Source organism: Gramella sp. KN1008, from assembly GCF_004332155.1.
Classification (GTDB): Bacteria; Bacteroidota; Bacteroidia; order Flavobacteriales; family Flavobacteriaceae; genus Christiangramia.
Window position 1 is genome coordinate 473,013 of record NZ_SJDV01000002.1, and the last position, 17,939, is coordinate 490,951.

Here is a 17,939-nt window from a genome sequence, read left to right on the forward strand (position 1 = left end):
CAGCCAGTGTTATAATCCTGAAATGCAGGCATAACCGCTAATTTCATATAGATTTCAAAATAAGACGCCAATATATGAGTTCTATTAAAATACTATGGGTAGATGATGAAATAGATTTGCTGAAACCACATATAATGTTCCTGGAATCACGCAATTATGAAGTACAAACCTGTAAAAGCGGTACTGAGGCCTTAGACCTTATTGAAGAAGAGAACTTCGATATCATTTTTCTTGACGAAAATATGCCAGGGCTTACCGGCCTCGAAACTCTTTCTGAAATAAAGGAACGAAGAGAGACCGTTCCTATTGTAATGATCACAAAGAGTGAGGAGGAATATATTATGGAAGAAGCCATAGGTTCCAAGATCGCCGACTATCTTATAAAGCCAGTTAATCCAAATCAGATCCTGCTTAGCATCAAAAAGAACCTGGATCATTCCAGGCTGATTTCTGAAAAGACAACCTCAAATTACCAGCAGGAATTCAGAAAGATCGCCATGGATATGTCTCAGGTAAACAGCTGGGAAGAATGGGCAGAACTCTATCAGAAATTGGTTTACTGGGAGCTTCAACTTGAAGATATCGAAGACTCGGGCATGTTTGAGATCCTAGAATCGCAAAAACTGGAAGCCAACAACCAGTTCTTTAAGTTCATTTCAAAAAACTACCAAAGCTGGTTTGAAAAAAGCAGCGAACCACCGGTAATGTCTCATACGCTATTTAAGAAAATGGTTCTGCCTGAGTTAAAAGACGACCAGCCCACTTTAATGATCGTAGTGGATAATTTAAGATATGATCAGTGGAAAAGTCTTGAGCCTATTATAAATACATATTATAAGAAAGAAAAGGAAACGCCATACTATAGTATTCTGCCTACGGCTACCCAATATGCGAGAAACGCTATATTCTCGGGGCTTATGCCCAGTGACATGGAGAAACTATTCCCTGATTACTGGAAGAATGACACAGAAGAAGGAGGAAAAAACAATTATGAAGCTGAATTCCTTAGAGAACAGTTAAAGCGTCTCGGGAAGGAACTTAAGTTTGAATACCACAAAATTAGTAGTTTAAAGGCTGGTAAAAAGCTGGTAGATAATTTCAAAACCCAGAAATCCAATGACCTTACTGTAGTGGTCTATAATTTCGTGGATATGCTTTCCCATGCCAAGACAGAGATGGAGGTCATCAAGGAGCTTGCTTCTAATGATAAATCCTATCGGAGCCTTACTCAAAGCTGGTTCAAGAATTCACCTTTGCTGGAGATAATTCAGAAAGCACAGCAGTCCGGCTTCAAACTTATCATCACCACAGACCATGGAACGATCAATGTAAAAAACCCCTCCAAGGTCATAGGAGATAAGAATACCAGTCTTAATTTAAGATATAAGACCGGTAAAAGTCTTACCTATGAGAATAAAGAGGTATTAGCGATAGAGGATCCAAAATCTGTTCACCTGCCAACAATAAATATGAGTAGTTCTTACATCTTTGCCAAGGAGGATCTTTTCTTCGCCTATCCCAACAATTACAATCATTATGTGAGTTATTACAGAAATACATACCAGCATGGAGGGATATCACTGGAGGAAATTGTAATCCCTTTTGTAGTCCTAAATCCAAAATAATCGATAAAATACATGTTTTTATCGATATAAAGCATTATTCAATTACATACGAAACTGATTATCAGGTAGATGTGTCTATTTATCCATTTTTTATATATCTTTACAGTCCCGAATCTGACATTTTGAAATTATGGAGTTAACCTACAAACTTCAAGAACTGGATGTAGCCGTAGATTACATTCTTAGTAACACAAAGAGCAAAACATTGCTTTTTTACGGTGAAATGGGTGCAGGAAAAACCACGCTTATAAAAGAGCTGGTTAAAGCCCTGGGCGTACGCGATGTCGCCTCCAGTCCTACGTTTTCACTAGTTAACCATTACGAGTCAGAGGAAGGATCTGTATTCCATTTCGATTTTTATCGAATTGAAGACGATACAGAAGCTTTGGACATTGGATTGGAAGATTATCTGGATTCCGATGGATGGAATTTAATAGAATGGCCCGAAAAGGTGGAAAGATTATTGGGGGAAAACACCCAAAAATTGCATTTAGAGGTCGAATCTGAGGATACCAGAAAGTTAAAGTTTTGTTAAAGAAATTAATTTGGTGTCGAACCACGGCAAAAAAATAATTGTAAGAATTTTATTACTTTTACGGGAAATTTATAAAGAGGATTTTTTTAATTTAATTCATTGAACGATTTATAAATAATTTTAAACTAACATATCTAAAGTTTTTTCAGCGGTTTTTGGGGCTTTTTCGGCCTCTAAAAAGGGCGCAAAGGTACGACTAATATATTAATTTATAGGAATTTAAGTTGCCATATGTTTGTTATCAGAAAACAAAACGAATTACCAATTTAAAAACCTATAAAGATGAAACTAAAAGCAATACTTTTCGCAGCCGCAATATTTGGAGCAAGTTTTTTTGTAACTTCAACTTCAGACGATGACACTAACAAAAATGAAATCAAAGAGCAAGCGGTCGACAGAACGAAGATCAGAGTACCTGCTGCTGGGTAGTATTATTGCCCTCACTATAGCATTTTCACCTTATTTATTTTATTTATATGAGATTTTCCCAAGCGCTCCCGTTTGGGAAACTTCTTTTTTTACTTACGAAAGTAAGTTTTATTTAGACGTCCTTACTGCTGCCTGGACATATTTAGGTAAAATTGTTCCACTTTTACTCCTATTAATTTGGTTCTTCACCTGTAAACACTGGTGGTATCATGTTATCCTGATTCCAACTGGAATGTATGCGTTTCAATTAGTAGTTGCCTTTTATCAGGATGTATATATGGACACAAGTAGGTTCATGGATATCAACGGACTTCTTTATTTAGCTCCTTTCTTCATAATTATTCTTTCTATAGTTTATCTGGTTCGTGTTAAGATCTTTGACCGTGTCTATGGCATAGATTTATCAGAATTGGAAGAAACAGAAATATCTGTTTTTTCTCCCATTTCTGATAAAGACATGAAAGAGATAAAGAATTTCCAGGAAGAAGAAGATTTTGATGATGTATATTCTAATTCTGAGGTTATTCTTGAAGACTATTACCGTAAACTATAAGTCTATTCTTCTTTTTATAAATTTAGTTGTAATTTAACTGCGTTAACATAGAAATATGGGAAAACAGCAGGTTTCACCTTTTACCAAGGAACAGCTAATACCTCAGGAAGAAACCCTTGAGATATATAAGAGTAAAGGTCAGCTTTTTATAGGAATTCCTAAAGAGACCGCTTACCAGGAAAAACGCATCTGCCTGAGTCCCGATGCAGTAGCCGCCATAACCGCTCATGGACACAGGGTGATGATCGAATCCGGGGCTGGAAAATGGGCCAGGTTCAGCGACAAGGACTATTCTGATGCGGGAGCCGAAATAACTAAGGACACCAAAAAGGTATTCTCCTGCCCTATCATTCTCAAAATTGAACCCCCATCCAGTGAGGAACTTGAATACATAAACCCTCAAACAATCCTTATCTCTGCACTACAGATAAAGACCCAGTGTAAAGAATATTTTCAGAAACTTGCCGAAAAAAGAATTACAGCCCTAGGATTCGAATTCATCAGGGATGACGATGGTAGTTACCCTATTGTAAGGGCTCTTAGCGAGATTGCCGGAACCGCTTCAATTCTCATTTCTTCGGAAATAATGAGTAACCATGAAGAAGGTAACGGGCTCATGTTTGGGAATATCAGTGGAGTCCCTCCGGTGGAGATTGTGATTATTGGAGCCGGAACCGTTGGAGAATTCGCCACCCGATCTGCTATAGGTTTGGGGGCAAGCGTAAAAGTATTTGACAGTTCATTAACGAAGCTCAGAAATATCCAGGCAAATCTTGGAAACACCTTTTATACCAGTACAATTCAGCCAAAGAACCTTTTAAAAGCATTAAAACGTGCCGATGTGGTTATTGGTGCGGTAAGAGGGAAAGACAGGTCACCCGTACTTATTACCGAAGATATGGTGAGATCTATGAAACGAGGTGCTGTTATTATAGATGTTAGTATAGATATGGGCGGTTGTGTGGAAACCAGCGAAATAACCTCACATGATGAGCCTATCTTCACCAAACATGATGTAATTCATTATTGTGTTCCTAATATTCCCTCCCGTTACGCGAGAACCTCTTCATTATCAATAAGCAATATTTTTACACCCTATCTTTTACATATTGCTGAAGAAGGTGGCCTGGAAAATACTTTACGATTTGATCGCGGTTTACGAAGTGGTTTGTATTTTTACCACGGAATTTTAACCAATAAGTCTATTGCAGACTGGTTTAATCTTTCCTACCGTGACATTAATCTGTTGATATTTTAGAATATGAAGCTTATTCATCGCCTGGCATATTATGGCCTGGGGCTATTTTTTGGAATCGTCATTCTGATTTTCTTTCTGGGAGGAAAGAAAGCCTCCTGTGATTATTCTCCCAATGCGCGTGTACTTAAGAACATCAAGACCAAAAAACGTACTTTTTCCGATAGCTCTCTTCTTTCTTTTCAGGAATATGATATTGACACAGCCGTGGTTTCATCTATTCTGGAAGATGGAGATGTTAACTTTGATAAGAGCTTAACTCATAAGGATCCCTGCAATATCTATTTTATATCCGGTAGAATAGAAAGCCGCTTATTAGAACTGGAAATAGAGAATTGCGACAGCCTGGCTACTATAAAGCAGATGAAAATTAAAAAAGACGAATAAATTCGTCTTTTTTATGAATTGTTTGAATTAGGGAACGGTTATTCCTCCAGGATCTGTTCTGCATGAGCTTTGGTCTTCACCTTTTTGATAACCTCTTCAATTTTCCCATTTTCATCAATGATAAAAGTAGTTCTATGAATGCCATCATACTCCTTCCCCATAAATTTTTTGGGGCCCCACACTCCATAGGCATTAATCACTTCTTTATCTTCATCAGCCAGTAACGGATAAGGAAAATCATATTTGTTCTTAAAATTTTGCTGGCGTTTTTTAGAATCTGCGCTTACCCCCAGTATCTCGTAACCCTTCTTTTGCATAAGTTCAAAATTATCACTTAGATTACAGGCTTCTGCTGTACAGCCAGGGGTACTTGCCTTCGGATAGAAAAAGAGTACTAATTTCTTTCCTTTATAATCTGAAAGTTTTATTTCGTTACCATCCTGATCTTCGGCTTTAAAATCGGGAGCCTTATCCCCTGCTTTCAATGTTGTCATAATTATTACTTTTGCTCTAAATTTAAAATTTTATGACCAAACAGGAAAAGGTAGACTTCGTTATTGATACGTTAAATGATATATATCCGGAAATTCCAATTCCTTTAGATCACAAAGATCCTTATACGCTACTGATAGCCGTCTTGCTTTCAGCCCAGAGTACCGATGTGAAAGTTAATCAGATAACCCCAAAATTATTTGAAATAGCCGATAATCCTTATAAGATGGTCAAACTCTCAGTAGAAGAAATAAGAGAGATCATCAAACCGGTTGGATTATCACCTATGAAGTCCAAAGGAATACACGGTCTCTCTAAAATTTTAATAGAAAAGTATAATGGTGAGGTCCCAGCAGATATGGATGCCCTGGAAGAATTGCCTGCCGTAGGTCATAAAACCGCCAGTGTGGTGATCTCCCAGGCCTTCAATGTTCCGGCTTTTCCTGTTGATACTCATATTCACCGACTAATGTACCGCTGGAATCTTAGCAATGGGAAAAATGTAACCCAAACCGAGAAAGATGCGAAGCGCCTTTTTCCAAAAGATCTTTGGAACAAACTTCATCTCCAGATCATCTGGTATGGAAGGCAATATTCCCCTGCAAGAGGCTGGGATCTTGAAAAGGATATCATCACAAAAACTATCGGAAGAAAAAGCGTAATCAAAGAATATTTGAAAAAGAGAAAATAAAAAAGACCTGCTGGCTAATAAAACAGGTCTTTATATTTAATTAATTCAGAAGCGTTTCAAACTTCATCTTCTTGTATTCAATTACACTCAGTGCTTTTGAATAATTAAGTAGAAAGCGAATCGTCTCTTTCTTTGGTTGTGGATGATTAATTTTTTCTTCTTTCGAAGAGTTTTTAAAGTAAAGTTTCCCCATTTGGTATTATTTTTCGATGGTTTTATAGAATAACGCAACAAATGGGGGGATATTGTTCGATTAATTGGTTAAAATCAAATTTCTCTTTTCAATGATCTTTCTAAGGTTGATGAGCGCATATCGCATTCTTCCCAGTGCAGTGTTTATGCTCACCCCGGTGCGTTCAGAGATTTCCTTAAAACTCATATCCTTGTAGATACGCATTGTTAAAACCTCCAGCTGATCTTCCGGAAGTTCTTTAATGAGTTCCTGAACATCAGATTCTATTTGATCCTTAATAAGTTGTTTTTCTGCATTCAGATCATTATCGCTTAGAACGGAAAAGATGTTGAAATCCCCACTATTATCAAACATGGGCATTCGTTTGTTTTTTCTGAAATGATCTATTACAAGATTGTGGGAGATGCGCATTACCCAGGGTAGAAACTTCCCTTCTTCATTGTACTTTCCTCTTTTCAGGGTCCGGATTACTTTTATAAAAGTGTCCTGAAAAATATCTTCAGCGATATCTTTATCGAAGACCTTAGAAAAAATAAAACTGTAAATACGATGTTGGTGACGATTGATGAGGGCGCCTAGTGCATTTTCATTTCCATCAAGATAATCACGAACGAGCGAAGCGTCAGTTACCTTAGTGTTATTCATAACAGTTACTTTAATGTACAGGAATTTAGGGCTTCCTGAGGGTTAGGTTATTTAGTTATTAAAAGTAACTGTGCGCTATAGGCTAAAAGATTTCGGTTGTTAAGCCTCAAATATAGCAAGATAAAATTGAGAAATACAAATAAAAACTTAATTTTTTAACAATACTATAGGTTTTTAACTCCTTTCTTTCCCGCCTCATATTGAGTACCTTTGCCGTTTTAGCAGAAGCAGGAATGACAGTAGATATAACCAAAGCAGACCCCAAAAAGAATATTATAATAAAAGGTGCAAAGCTGCACAATCTCAAGAATATAAATGCTATTATACCCCGGAATAAACTGGTTGTTATTACCGGTTTATCGGGATCTGGTAAATCCAGCCTTGCATTTGATACCCTCTATGCCGAAGGGCAGCGAAGATATGTGGAAAGCCTTAGTTCTTATGCGCGACAATTTCTTGGAAGGCTGAACAAACCTAAAGTTGATTATATAAAAGGGATCGCCCCGGCAATCGCTATTGAGCAGAAAGTAAATTCTACCAATCCCAGGTCCACCGTAGGAACCTCTACAGAGATCTATGATTATCTCAAACTCTTATTTGCCAGAATTGGAAAAACCTACTCCCCTATATCAGGTAATGAGGTAAAGAAGGATTCGGTCACCGATGTCATCAACTTTGTCAAGGAATTTCCTGAAAGGGAGAAACTTCTACTCCTCGCTCCTATTCATGTTGAAGAAGGCCGGTCTCTTGAGAAAAAAATAAAGATCCTGGCTCAGCAGGGCTATAGCCGAATCAAGATAGATTCTGAAGTATTGAGAATAGATGAGGCTGACCTTTCTACGGCGCATGATGATAATACCTGGCTGGTAGTGGACCGTATCATTACAAAGGATGACGAAGATTTTTATAATCGTCTTGCAGATGCAGTTGAAGCGGCATTCTATGAAGGTAAGGGAGAATTATTCCTTGAAAAGTTATCGGATCACAGCCAGAGGCATTTCAGCAATAAATTTGAACTTGATGGGATGAGTTTCCTGGAACCGAATGTTCACCTTTTTAGCTTCAATAATCCCTATGGGGCTTGTCCGAAGTGTGAAGGTTACGGAGATGTGATAGGGATAGACGAAGACCTTGTAATTCCCAATACCGGCTTATCAATCTATGAAAACGCAATCTTCCCATGGCGGGGTGATAGCATGAGCTGGTACCGTGACCAATTGGTAAAAAATTCACACAAATTCGATTTTCCTATTCATAAACCTTATTTCCAGCTTAGCGATGAGCAGAAAGATCTTGTTTGGAACGGGAATCAATATTTTGAGGGTATTAATCAGTTTTTTGAATTCCTGGAAAGTAAGGCCTATAAGATCCAGAACAGGGTGATGCTTTCCCGATACCGTGGAAAAACAAAATGTTCGGCTTGTAAAGGAAAAAGGTTGCGACCGGAGGCTCAGTATGTCAAGATCAACGGTCACAGTATTACCGACCTGGTTGAGAAGCCTCTAAATAAAGTAAGAGCTTTCTTTAATGATCTAGAACTCAATGAGTATGATGAGAAGATAGCGAAAAGACTTCTTACTGAAATTAGGAACAGACTCGAATTTCTTTCAAACGTTGGTCTGGACTATTTAACTCTTAACAGGAAATCCAATACTTTATCAGGAGGTGAATCCCAGAGGATCAACCTTGCAACTTCACTGGGTAGCAGCCTGGTGGGCTCCATGTATATTCTTGATGAACCCTCTATTGGTTTACATCCAAAAGATACTGAAAAACTTATTGGTGTGTTAAAGCATTTGCGTGACCTTGGTAACACAGTGATCGTAGTAGAGCATGATGAAGAGATCATGAATGCAGCCGATGAGATCATCGATATAGGACCTGAAGCAGGTACCAATGGCGGTCATGTGGTTGCCACCGGAACTATGAAGGACATTTTAAAATCAGATTCCCTCACTGCCAGTTACCTGAACGGAAAAATGGAAATTGAAATTCCTGAAAAGCGACGGACTACAAAAAATAAGATTAAAGTACTGGGGGCCCGGGAAAACAATCTGAAAAATATAGATGTTGAATTTCCACTGGGAGTTTTTACAGCCATAACCGGTGTATCGGGTAGCGGAAAGAGTACATTGGTAAAAAAAATACTTTATCCTGCAGTTCAGAAGGAAATTGGAGGTTACGGGGAAAAAGCGGGTCAGTTCAACGGAATAGAAGGAGATCTCAAAAAACTGGGAACCGTTGAATTTGTAGACCAGAATCCTATTGGTAGATCTTCCCGGTCCAATCCAGTAACTTACATCAAGGCTTATGATGATATCAGAAATCTTTTTGCAGGTCAGCGTCTGGCTAAATTAAGAGGCTTTAAAGCCAAACATTTTTCTTTTAATGTAGACGGAGGGAGATGTGAAACCTGTAAAGGTGAAGGGGAAGTAACCATAGAAATGCAGTTTATGGCTGATGTTCACCTGGAGTGTGAAGCCTGTAATGGTAAACGTTTTAAAAAGGAAGTTCTTGAAGTCACTTTCAATGAGAAAAATATCGATGATATCCTGAATATGACCATTGATGATGCGACAGCTTTCTTTGATGAGCACGGACAGGAAAAGATCGTAAAAAAACTCAAACCTTTACGCGATGTAGGATTAGGATATGTACAGCTGGGACAAAGCTCCTCCACCCTTTCCGGAGGAGAAGCGCAACGAATTAAGCTTGCATCCTTCCTTGTGAAAGGAAATACCAAATCCAAGGCCTTATTTATATTTGATGAGCCAACCACAGGACTGCATTTTCACGATATTAAGAAACTTCTTAAATCATTCAATGCCCTTATTTCTAAAGGCCATACGGTAATCGTGATAGAACATAATATGGACCTGGTTAAATGTGCAGATCATGTGATAGATCTTGGCCTTGAAGGAGGCGAAAATGGAGGTCATATAATTGGTGAAGGGACTCCTGAACAACTGGCCGGGATAAAAGAATCATATACCGCTAAATACCTAAAACAAAAACTGAAATAACATAAGTACCTAATTTTCAGGTTTTTGAACACTTATTTAATACGTATATCCTTGCTTAAGCCGCTCTCTCCGGACTTTGGCACGTGCTTTGTATTTAATTGAGAAAATGTTCTTAATTAAATACTTTACTACCATGAGAAACCTGACCTTTTTATTCGCAGTCCTATTTATTGGATGGTCAGTAGCGGCATCCGGAAATTCTAACCCAACCACCAGTTATTATAACGATTCATTCATCTTTATTGAGCGAGGCGTAGAGTTTGCGGTTTACCCAAATGGTGAATTCGACTTTTACTTTAACCCGGACTTTAGAAGAGGTAATTCTGTTCATATTTCCTCTCCAAGTGTAAACATCAGTTATAACTCGGGTTATAATTATGATCCTTATATACAGTATGACGATTATGGCGCGGTAATCCAGATAGAAACCGTTCCGGTATACTATGATTATTACGGTAGAATAATTCAGGCGGGAGATGTATTTATAAGATATAACAATTTTGGGCGTATTTCGCGTATAGGAAATTTACATATCCACTATGATCATCACCATCATTTCTCACACTACAGTGGTTTTATAAATCATTACAACAGGCGATATGTTTACCGTCCATGGCATAGATATTATAGCCGTCCGCATGTAAATGTAAGTATTGTATTTAACAGGCCTTACAGAGCTTATTATCAGCCTCACAGGATTTCATATAACCAGTATGTAAACGTTTACAATACTTATTATGTAAAGAATAACGGTAGAAGGAATTTTTACAGACCTTCAGATCAAGTCCGTTCTTATAATTATGGGAACAGAACTACGAGTAAGCGCGATCTGAGAGCTGTGACCAGCAGATCTAATACTAGTATGGCTACCAGACAAAGTGTTGCCAGAAGCAAGACTTATTCAGATCGAAATAGAAGCGCGCGATCAGAAAATACTAAAGACAGGACGAGGTCCTATTCTGAAAGGAACGAAAGAAAAGCCATAAGCAGGAGTGACAATGCCAGAAACAGGACATATGGTTCACGAACTGAAATAAGTACCAATTCGAGAGGCCGGTCTACGGGGAGTGATAATGTAAAGACAAGAGAAAGATCTTCTGAAAACAAATCGGTAAGGACTCCAAATCGTACCATGGAAAGAAAGGTGGAAAGTCAGGGAAGAATTAGAAATGTTGAAAGACCAACAGAAACCAGGAGCCGATCTATTGAAAGATCATCCAGAACTTCTGAAAGGAAACCGGCTGTCCAACGTCAAAGTACTCAGAGGAGACCTTCGGCAAGAACCAGGTCGTCTTCGGGAACATCTAGATCTGAAGTAATTAGATCAAAAAATTCCTCAAGATCAAGAAGTTCGGCACGAAATATGAAAGTATAATTAATGTAGATGACAAGTTCATAATTTAATTTTTTGGTTGGTTAGTTGGAAAACCCCTGAAGCTCCTCGCTGATGGGGTTTTCTCGTTTATGAACCTGTAAAATATCTCTCTAAAACCTGATTGATATCTTCCGAAAATTTAAATCTGTAGACCAAAAACACATACAAAAGAGCCGTTATCCCCCCCTTGAGGAGGATATTTGCAATCGGATGTATCTGAAAATCCCAAAAATAGAATCCAAGACTTAAAAGCCCGGTCAAAAGAATGATCCAGAAGGTGTTTTGAGTGAAAGGATGAATCCTGAACTTATTGAAAACAATAAATATTTTTGAGGTGTTATAAAGGAAGAAGGCAAGAAAACTGGCAAGGGCGGCCCCTTCAATTCCAAATCTCGGGATCAGCACAATATTAAGGACGAATGCCACGATCACCAGAAATACTCCTACTCCCAGAACAATGCGATAATAGTCGGAATTAAAAAGAATACTATTGTTGTTTCCAAGAAAATTATCATACAACTTCACCAGAGATATAAGTAAAACTACCAGGATACTGATCTCATATTCTTCCGGTATCAGTTCGTAAAGGGAATTGATATTAGTGATAATAAGAATAAAGATGAGTCCGCTTACGATCAAAAGATTAAGGGAGCTTTTCTCATATATCTCCTTAAGCCCTAATTTATCCCGATTATTTAACATTTCCGCGGTAAGCGGATTGGTGATCTGATGCATGGCCTTTTGAGGCACCGAAATTACCGTGGCTATGTAAACGGCAATCCCATAGATCGCTACATTCTCGATAGGTAGATAATATTCTATCATTACCTTATCAAGGTCTAACAAAACGGTAGCTACTGAAGCCGCTAATAGGATAAGGGATGAGTATTTAAGAACCGGAGAAAGATTTTCAGGGAATTTAAAGCCTACCCTGGGTCTATGCAGAGAGAAGGCATACATGGCCATTAGAATGGTTCTGAGAACAAACACGCCGGAGATACAATAAATGAAAAACTCAACACTAATAATTTTAAAAAAGACAGCCAATAGAAGAATACTAATACAGAATCTATGGAATACCTCTTTCATGAAATTACCAAAGGTACTTTTGTAATAGATCTTGGACCAGGAGAAAAAAACTTCAAAATAAGCTGTCGCGAGGGCGATGAGAAATATCAGCCACACATAGGGCTGTACAAGATCGTTATCTCCTTCAAAATATTTGAGCAGCCTTCCATAAAAGATCAATCCGGCACTACCAATAATAGCAGCCGCCAACACCGGGATTATTAAAACCAGGTTTAACAGGCGATCTTGTGCTCCTCTTGTTTTATATGAAGTGAAGAATTTAATGAGTGTACTGTGAACCCCAAAAACAAGGAATGGCCAGATCAAATTCGCAGCAGAGAGAAGGAAACTAACCAAACCATAGTATTCCTTTTCCAGAAAGTAGGTAAATAAGAAGAGGGTGTTCACCGCCCCTATCCCAAATCCAATATAGGTGGTTACCATATTCTTAAACGACTGTTTAATTATAATACCCATTTAAACTTCCTTTATCAGTGCAGCTAATCTTTCGGTTAAACGCTTCCTGTGATATTTCCCAATACCATGAGAATTAAAAGCCAGGTCATCTTTTTTATAGTTCTCGAAGAGTTTAAGAATATGAGATTTAATACTTCCCTTATCTTTATAACCGAAAACTTCTCCTGCGCCGGTCTCCTTAATTATCTGCTGTACATCCCATTTTTCAGGTCCTATAGCCAGAATTGGTCTTCTTGAGGCCAGGTATTCAAATAGCTTTCCAGGAATGATCCCACGGGTCTCTTCTGAGTCTATCTCAATGAGTAAAAGTACGGAAGCTGACCTTTGCAGATCCACAGCTTTGGAATGACTCACATAACCCAAATTCTCCAGATATGGCTGAATTCCATTATTTCGAATACTCTTTAAAACTTCCTCACTTACCTTGCCTGCCAGTCTTAACCTGAAATTATCAGCAAATTGTTCATTCTCCTTAATCAGCTCGCCGATAGCTTCCCAAAGATTCTCCGGATTTCTTTGGGATAACAGGGAACCTACGTGGGCCATTTGAAAACTTTCACCGGACGGTACATTTTCACAGATCTCTGTATCAAATCCATTGGTGATTACCGTTACCGGTTTTAACGTCTTGGTGCTGAACTCTTCTTTTGTAGTAAAACTGGTTGTGATTATATGATCGGCAGAATTGAGCACCTTCTTCTCAAGTTCCTCGTGTTTCTTTCTGGACTTTTGAGTTAGTTTAAGTTTTTCATGATAGCCTATCTGGGTCCAGGGGTCTCGAAAATCTGCGATCCATTTTATATCTAATTCTTCCTTTAGTCTTAATCCTATTAAATGCAGGCTGTGTGGAGGTCCTGTAGTGACAATGGTATCATACTCCCCCATCTCAAGCTCATCTTTCAACGTATTAACCGAAGGTTTTACCCAAAACCTTCGGGCATCGGGAATAAAATAATTACCCCGTATGAAAAGCATCGCCTTTTGAAGAGGCGATTGATTCTCTTCTTTCGAAATTATGCCGGCACTAATGGTTTCGGTTTCTTTTTTGGAGAAAAGTCCTGCTATGGAATAAGGCTCAAAGATCTTCTTTTTGATGATCCTGACTCCATCAGGAATTTCAGCTTCAAAGCTCTTATCGATTAGTGGGTAACTGGGATTCTCGGGAACATACACTACGGGTTCTACATCAAAATCACCAAGATACTTTACGAATTTGAGCCAGCGTTGTACTCCGGGTCCGCCAGCAGGCGGCCAGTAATATGTTATAATGAGAACCTTTTTCATTCAATGTTGAAAATGGAGAAAATCAATTCCGTTTCTTAAGTTCATAACCAATCCCGCCAATGACAACGAGAGCTATCAAAACCGAACTTATTAAAGCAATAGTGCCTCCAGTCTTTATAACCTCAGGTTCAAACTTAAACCTTATTTCATGCTCTCCGGCAGGAACATTCATCGCTCTTAGCACATAATTCGCCTGCACATGAGATACGGATTCACCATCAAGATAGGCCTGCCAGCCCGGTTGATAATAGGCTTCGGAAAATACCACGAACTGATCTGCTTCAGCTGAAATCTTATATTTCAATTCATTCGGCTGCTGATCTACAAGCTCCACACTGGCATTCGGATCCAATTTAAAATCCTCATTAACGGCATCCCTGAACTTTCTATTTACGATCGCCGTGCTTTTCAGGTCGGCATCCTTCAATGCGAGGATCTCTTCGTCGGCATTATCCACCCATTCAATATTTTCTACGAACCATGCATTCCCAAAGGCATTTGGATTTTGTTGAGCCTGGTTTCCTTCTTCCGTAGGAACTATGAAATATTTCACATTCATCATGTTCAATATCTTCATATTGTTCTCTGAAATATAAAAATCGTACAGGTCCTGAATCCTGCCTGGTTTTGCAGCGTGATAGCCTCCCAGGGCATTGTGAAAATACGAAGTTCTTCCGGTATTGAAAGGATTGCCGGATACATCGAAGACCCGGTAATGAGAAGTATCCTGAAGTATGGCAGCATCAGCCTCCTGCATTTGATAAGGTTCTTCCATCTCCCTGGCCTGCACAAAATCATCACGGTTCACATACCTGAGATCAATTCCAATCAGGTCTACAAGAAAGATAATTGCAAAGCCGCCAATTACAAGATTTCTGTTTATTTTTCCTTTTAGATACCCCCATATAAGACCGGCTGATAGAATAACAAATATTAAAGATCTTATCACATCAGAAGTGAAGATGGCTTTTCTGTCTTCTTCCAGAGCCTTCATAAAATCCATTCCAAACTGCTGGCGGTACATAGCGTCATTCGCTCCGGTAAAATCAAAAAGAATTGATTTAAAAAGTAGGAATATCAAAAGCAAACCACCGGTAATGATCGCCGACCATTTTAAAGCATATAATTTCTCCTCTTTGCCTACTTCCTCTCTGAATAACTTATAAAGTCCAAACACGGCCAGCAACGGCAAACATAACTCCAGGATTACCTGAATGGAAGAAACCGCTCTGAATTTATTATAAAGGGGTACCACATCTATGAAGAATTGAGTGAGAAAATCAAAATTCTTACCCCAGCTTAATAATAAGGCAAGTATACTGGCTCCCACTACCCACCATTTTAATCGGCCCTTAATTAAGAATAATGCGAAAACGAATAGAAATATCACAGCAGCTCCAATATAGGCAGGAGCCTTTACATAGGTTTGATCTCCCCAATACGTAGGTGCGTTTTCGGCAAAATCTGCGGCCTGCACACTTGAAGCTCCCATTTGTCTTATAGCATCATAAAGATGTGAATCCCTTCCCAGGTTTTCGGAACTTCCTCCACCCATAAATCGTGGAACAAATAGATTAAAAGTTTCCAGTATACCATAACTATACTCTGTAATATACTCAAACCCTAATCCCGATTTTTCTTTGGGAGTTCCATCCGGCTTTATACTCAGTCCAGATTCTCCACGCGTACTAAATTGAGTGTATTCGCTGGTGGCCAATAGATTGGTCGCATTCGCAGTAATGGCAATGACCACTGCAATAACCATTACACCGATAGATTTGAAATATTGCGGAATTCGTTTCTTTCTGTAAGCATCAACCAGGTACGCGATACCCAGTACTATTACTAACAGCAGGAGATAATAGGTCATCTGGAAATGATTGGCCTGTATTTCCAGAGCCATGGTAACCGCCAGTAATAAAAAGCTCCAGATATTCCTGTTTCGGAAAATAGCTATAATCCCCGCGAGGACCATCGGCATATAAGCAATCGCGTGAGCTTTGGCATTATGCCCTACCCCCAGGATGATAATTAGATATGTTGAAAACCCGAAGGCCAGCGAGCCCAGGAAAGCAAGTTTATAATCCAGTTTTAAGCACAGAAGCAGTATATAGAACCCTATGAAATAGAGGAAAAGATAATCTGCTGGTCGTGGTAGAAATCTGAGTACACTATCCAGTTGCTTTACATAATTATGCGGATAATAGGCACCAAGTTGATAAGTTGGCATTCCTCCAAAAGCTGCATCGGTCCAGTATGGTTCCTCTCCGGTTTCTTCCCTGAAATCATTCTGTTCCTTTGCCATTCCGATATATTGCACTATATCGCTTTGGAAGATCTCCTTGCCCTGTAAGACAGGATTGAAATAGAATAAGGATAAAATAATAAAACCTGCCAGTACGAACAGGTGTGGTAGGAATTGCTTCAGTTTGGCCATTAATCGGACTTTAGTTTTTAATCACAGGGTTTGTGCAAAAGCAAAGCCTTTTTCAAGGCTTTGTTAAAATCCGAAATTAATCAATTTCTTCGTAATCGATATATTCCCCAACTTTTTTATTGGAACTACGCCGCGATTTAGGCTTTTTATCAATAGTAACCTTATCCTTTCTATTTCCATCCGGTTGCTGATAACCTCCAAACTGCTGATTGAACTGCTTTTCGAATTTACGTCCCATCCTCTTCATGAAATACCTGAGTAACATCGGGCCGAAATAACGGAATAATATTTTAAGACCGAAGTATACTAACAGAATGATGAGTACCGTTTTCAATACTGCGGTAAATGATGCTTCTAACATTGTATAAGCTTTTTGCAAAAATAAAATAAGCCTTCACAATACGGAAAGCTTCACCGATAAATTTATAATAAAACTTATATATTTGAGACAACCAACGCTAGTAATTATGCGCAAATCAGCCTTATTTAGCCTTTTATTTATCTTTGTAACCTCCCTTAATGCTCAATATACTGAAACAATAAACTCCAACCGTCCAGGGCAGTCCCAGGGTGCCTTTGCTGTTGGTACGAATGTTATCCAATTAGAAACCGGTGGTTACTTCGGGAACGATGAGCATACTGCTTTTGGCAGTACTACCGATATATGGGGAATCGATTATCAACTCCGTTACGGATTACTTTTTGAAAACCTGGAACTCAATCTCACGGGGGCATTTGAAAACCAGGATATCTCACGCAATTTACTCGGTACTCAGGATGAGTCATCCGTCAGGAATTTTAAAGCCAATAGCATAGGAGCGAAATACCTCATATTTGATCCCTATAAGGAACTGGAAGAAGATAAACCTAACCTTTATAGCTGGAAAGCTAATCAGCGTTTCAAATGGAAAAAACTGATCCCTGCCGTCTCACTTTATGCGGGAGCAAACCTTTCCTTTGGTGACAATCCTTATTTATATGAAGGAGAAGGTAAATTCAGTCCCAAAGCCGCGATCATCACTCAAAATAACTGGGGCAGATGGGTTCTGGTGCTTAATTTTATAGGAGATAAATTAACAGAAGAATACAGAAACTATATTCTGATGGCCACTGTAACCCATGCCGTAAGTCCAGAATTTGCAGTTTTCGGGGAGTTCCAGAGTATATTTAGTGATATCTATGCCGATGACCTGGCAAGAGCAGGTGCTGCCTATCTGGTAGGAAAAAATCTTCAGTTTGACGTTTCAGGCCTTCTCAATTTCAAGGACACTCCTTCCCGCTGGCAGGTAGCAGCGGGAGTATCGTACAGACTGGACCTTCATAAAATGGATGAATTCCTGGAAGAATCGAATGAGGGTAACAGGAGAAGATTGAGAAGTGAAAAAATGAGCCGGAAAAATGAGAACAAAAATGAAGGCAACGATAATAATTAATGTCTCTACTACTAATAAAAAAACCCCGCTAATGGCG

General features: G+C 38.8%; 15 protein-coding genes. 9 read left to right on the forward strand and 6 right to left on the reverse strand.

Going from position 1 to position 17,939, the window contains the following annotated elements; all coding sequences use genetic code 11:
* The first annotated feature begins 74 nt into the window (after nt 1-74).
* The 5 genes from EZJ28_RS05425 to EZJ28_RS05445 all read left to right on the forward strand — a co-directional run bounded on the left by EZJ28_RS05425 (nt 75) and on the right by EZJ28_RS05445 (nt 4,784).
* Nucleotides 75-1,625, forward strand: a complete 1,551-nt coding sequence (locus EZJ28_RS05425) for a bifunctional response regulator/alkaline phosphatase family protein (protein WP_131395710.1) — start codon at nt 75-77, stop codon at nt 1,623-1,625.
* Nucleotides 1,626-1,755: 130 nt separating this feature from the next.
* The gene (gene tsaE / locus EZJ28_RS05430; protein ID WP_131395712.1) at nt 1,756-2,160 is read left to right on the forward strand and encodes a tRNA (adenosine(37)-N6)-threonylcarbamoyltransferase complex ATPase subunit type 1 TsaE; all 405 of its coding nucleotides are present in this window, start codon (nt 1,756-1,758) and stop codon (nt 2,158-2,160) included.
* 370 nt (nt 2,161-2,530) lie between these two features.
* Nucleotides 2,531-3,142 (forward strand): hypothetical protein, encoded by a 612-nt coding sequence (locus EZJ28_RS05435; RefSeq protein ID WP_131395714.1) that lies wholly within the window; start codon nt 2,531-2,533, stop codon nt 3,140-3,142.
* 55 nt (nt 3,143-3,197) lie between these two features.
* Nucleotides 3,198-4,400 (forward strand): alanine dehydrogenase, encoded by a 1,203-nt coding sequence (locus EZJ28_RS05440; protein ID WP_131395716.1) that lies wholly within the window; start codon nt 3,198-3,200, stop codon nt 4,398-4,400.
* 3 nt (nt 4,401-4,403) lie between these two features.
* Complete coding sequence (locus EZJ28_RS05445; RefSeq protein ID WP_131395718.1) at nt 4,404-4,784, forward strand: DUF4258 domain-containing protein; 381 nt, start codon at nt 4,404-4,406, stop codon at nt 4,782-4,784.
* A gap of 38 nt (nt 4,785-4,822) precedes the next feature.
* On the opposite strand, the gene bcp is transcribed toward EZJ28_RS05445, so the two are convergent.
* On the reverse strand, nt 4,823-5,278 hold the full coding sequence (gene bcp, locus EZJ28_RS05450; RefSeq protein WP_131395720.1) for a thioredoxin-dependent thiol peroxidase: 456 nt from the start codon (nt 5,276-5,278) through the stop codon (nt 4,823-4,825).
* A 32-nt stretch (nt 5,279-5,310) separates the two neighbouring features.
* Here bcp and nth point away from each other — a divergent pair, with 32 nt between their 5' ends.
* The gene (nth, locus tag EZJ28_RS05455; RefSeq protein ID WP_131395721.1) at nt 5,311-5,967 is read left to right on the forward strand and encodes an endonuclease III; all 657 of its coding nucleotides are present in this window, start codon (nt 5,311-5,313) and stop codon (nt 5,965-5,967) included.
* A 253-nt stretch (nt 5,968-6,220) separates the two neighbouring features.
* On the opposite strand, the gene EZJ28_RS05460 is transcribed toward nth, so the two are convergent.
* The gene (locus EZJ28_RS05460) at nt 6,221-6,805 is read right to left on the reverse strand and encodes an RNA polymerase sigma factor (protein ID WP_131395723.1); all 585 of its coding nucleotides are present in this window, start codon (nt 6,803-6,805) and stop codon (nt 6,221-6,223) included.
* A gap of 233 nt (nt 6,806-7,038) precedes the next feature.
* On the opposite strand from EZJ28_RS05460, the gene uvrA reads away from it, so the two are divergent.
* Both uvrA and EZJ28_RS05470 read left to right on the forward strand, forming a co-directional pair.
* On the forward strand, nt 7,039-9,828 hold the full coding sequence (uvrA, locus tag EZJ28_RS05465; protein WP_131395725.1) for an excinuclease ABC subunit UvrA: 2,790 nt from the start codon (nt 7,039-7,041) through the stop codon (nt 9,826-9,828).
* 133 nt (nt 9,829-9,961) lie between these two features.
* Entirely contained in the window at nt 9,962-11,203 is a 1,242-nt protein-coding gene (locus EZJ28_RS05470) for a hypothetical protein (protein ID WP_131395727.1), read from the forward strand.
* Nucleotides 11,204-11,290: 87 nt separating this feature from the next.
* Here the strand turns inward: EZJ28_RS05470 and EZJ28_RS05475 are convergent, their stop codons facing one another.
* The 4 genes from EZJ28_RS05475 to EZJ28_RS05490 all read right to left on the reverse strand — a co-directional run bounded on the left by EZJ28_RS05475 (nt 11,291) and on the right by EZJ28_RS05490 (nt 16,830).
* On the reverse strand, nt 11,291-12,748 hold the full coding sequence (locus tag EZJ28_RS05475) for a polysaccharide biosynthesis C-terminal domain-containing protein (protein WP_131395729.1): 1,458 nt from the start codon (nt 12,746-12,748) through the stop codon (nt 11,291-11,293).
* On the reverse strand, nt 12,749-14,032 hold the full coding sequence (locus tag EZJ28_RS05480; RefSeq protein WP_131395730.1) for a glycosyltransferase family 4 protein: 1,284 nt from the start codon (nt 14,030-14,032) through the stop codon (nt 12,749-12,751). It lies immediately after the preceding gene.
* A 22-nt stretch (nt 14,033-14,054) separates the two neighbouring features.
* Nucleotides 14,055-16,469, reverse strand: a complete 2,415-nt coding sequence (locus EZJ28_RS05485) for a YfhO family protein (RefSeq protein WP_131395732.1) — start codon at nt 16,467-16,469, stop codon at nt 14,055-14,057.
* Between the two features lie 76 nt (nt 16,470-16,545).
* A complete protein-coding gene (locus EZJ28_RS05490; protein ID WP_131395734.1) occupies nt 16,546-16,830 on the reverse strand; it encodes a DUF4834 family protein in 285 nt (94 codons plus the stop codon).
* Between the two features lie 106 nt (nt 16,831-16,936).
* On the opposite strand from EZJ28_RS05490, the gene EZJ28_RS05495 reads away from it, so the two are divergent.
* Nucleotides 16,937-17,902: a transporter gene (locus EZJ28_RS05495; RefSeq protein WP_131395736.1), complete on the forward strand. Its 966-nt coding sequence runs from the start codon at nt 16,937-16,939 to the stop codon at nt 17,900-17,902.
* Nucleotides 17,903-17,939 lie beyond the last annotated feature (37 nt).

Bases quoted from the DNA above. Each gene is read 5' to 3' on its own strand.
- bcp (WP_131395720.1), bottom strand. From the start codon at position 5,278: ATGACAACATTGAAAGCAGGGGATAAGGCTCCCGATTTTAAAGCCGAA.
- EZJ28_RS05425 (WP_131395710.1), top strand. From the start codon at position 75: ATGAGTTCTATTAAAATACTATGGGTAGATGATGAAATAGATTTGCTG.
- EZJ28_RS05485 (WP_131395732.1), bottom strand. From the start codon at position 16,469: ATGGCCAAACTGAAGCAATTCCTACCACACCTGTTCGTACTGGCAGGT.
- EZJ28_RS05490 (WP_131395734.1), bottom strand. From the start codon at position 16,830: ATGTTAGAAGCATCATTTACCGCAGTATTGAAAACGGTACTCATCATT.
- nth (WP_131395721.1), top strand. From the start codon at position 5,311: ATGACCAAACAGGAAAAGGTAGACTTCGTTATTGATACGTTAAATGAT.
- EZJ28_RS05440 (WP_131395716.1), top strand. From the start codon at position 3,198: ATGGGAAAACAGCAGGTTTCACCTTTTACCAAGGAACAGCTAATACCT.
- EZJ28_RS05460 (WP_131395723.1), bottom strand. From the start codon at position 6,805: ATGAATAACACTAAGGTAACTGACGCTTCGCTCGTTCGTGATTATCTT.
- EZJ28_RS05475 (WP_131395729.1), bottom strand. From the start codon at position 12,748: ATGGGTATTATAATTAAACAGTCGTTTAAGAATATGGTAACCACCTAT.
- EZJ28_RS05435 (WP_131395714.1), top strand. From the start codon at position 2,531: ATGAAATCAAAGAGCAAGCGGTCGACAGAACGAAGATCAGAGTACCTG.
- EZJ28_RS05495 (WP_131395736.1), top strand. From the start codon at position 16,937: ATGCGCAAATCAGCCTTATTTAGCCTTTTATTTATCTTTGTAACCTCC.
- EZJ28_RS05470 (WP_131395727.1), top strand. From the start codon at position 9,962: ATGAGAAACCTGACCTTTTTATTCGCAGTCCTATTTATTGGATGGTCA.
- uvrA (WP_131395725.1), top strand. From the start codon at position 7,039: ATGACAGTAGATATAACCAAAGCAGACCCCAAAAAGAATATTATAATA.
- EZJ28_RS05445 (WP_131395718.1), top strand. From the start codon at position 4,404: ATGAAGCTTATTCATCGCCTGGCATATTATGGCCTGGGGCTATTTTTT.
- tsaE (WP_131395712.1), top strand. From the start codon at position 1,756: ATGGAGTTAACCTACAAACTTCAAGAACTGGATGTAGCCGTAGATTAC.
- EZJ28_RS05480 (WP_131395730.1), bottom strand. From the start codon at position 14,032: ATGAAAAAGGTTCTCATTATAACATATTACTGGCCGCCTGCTGGCGGA.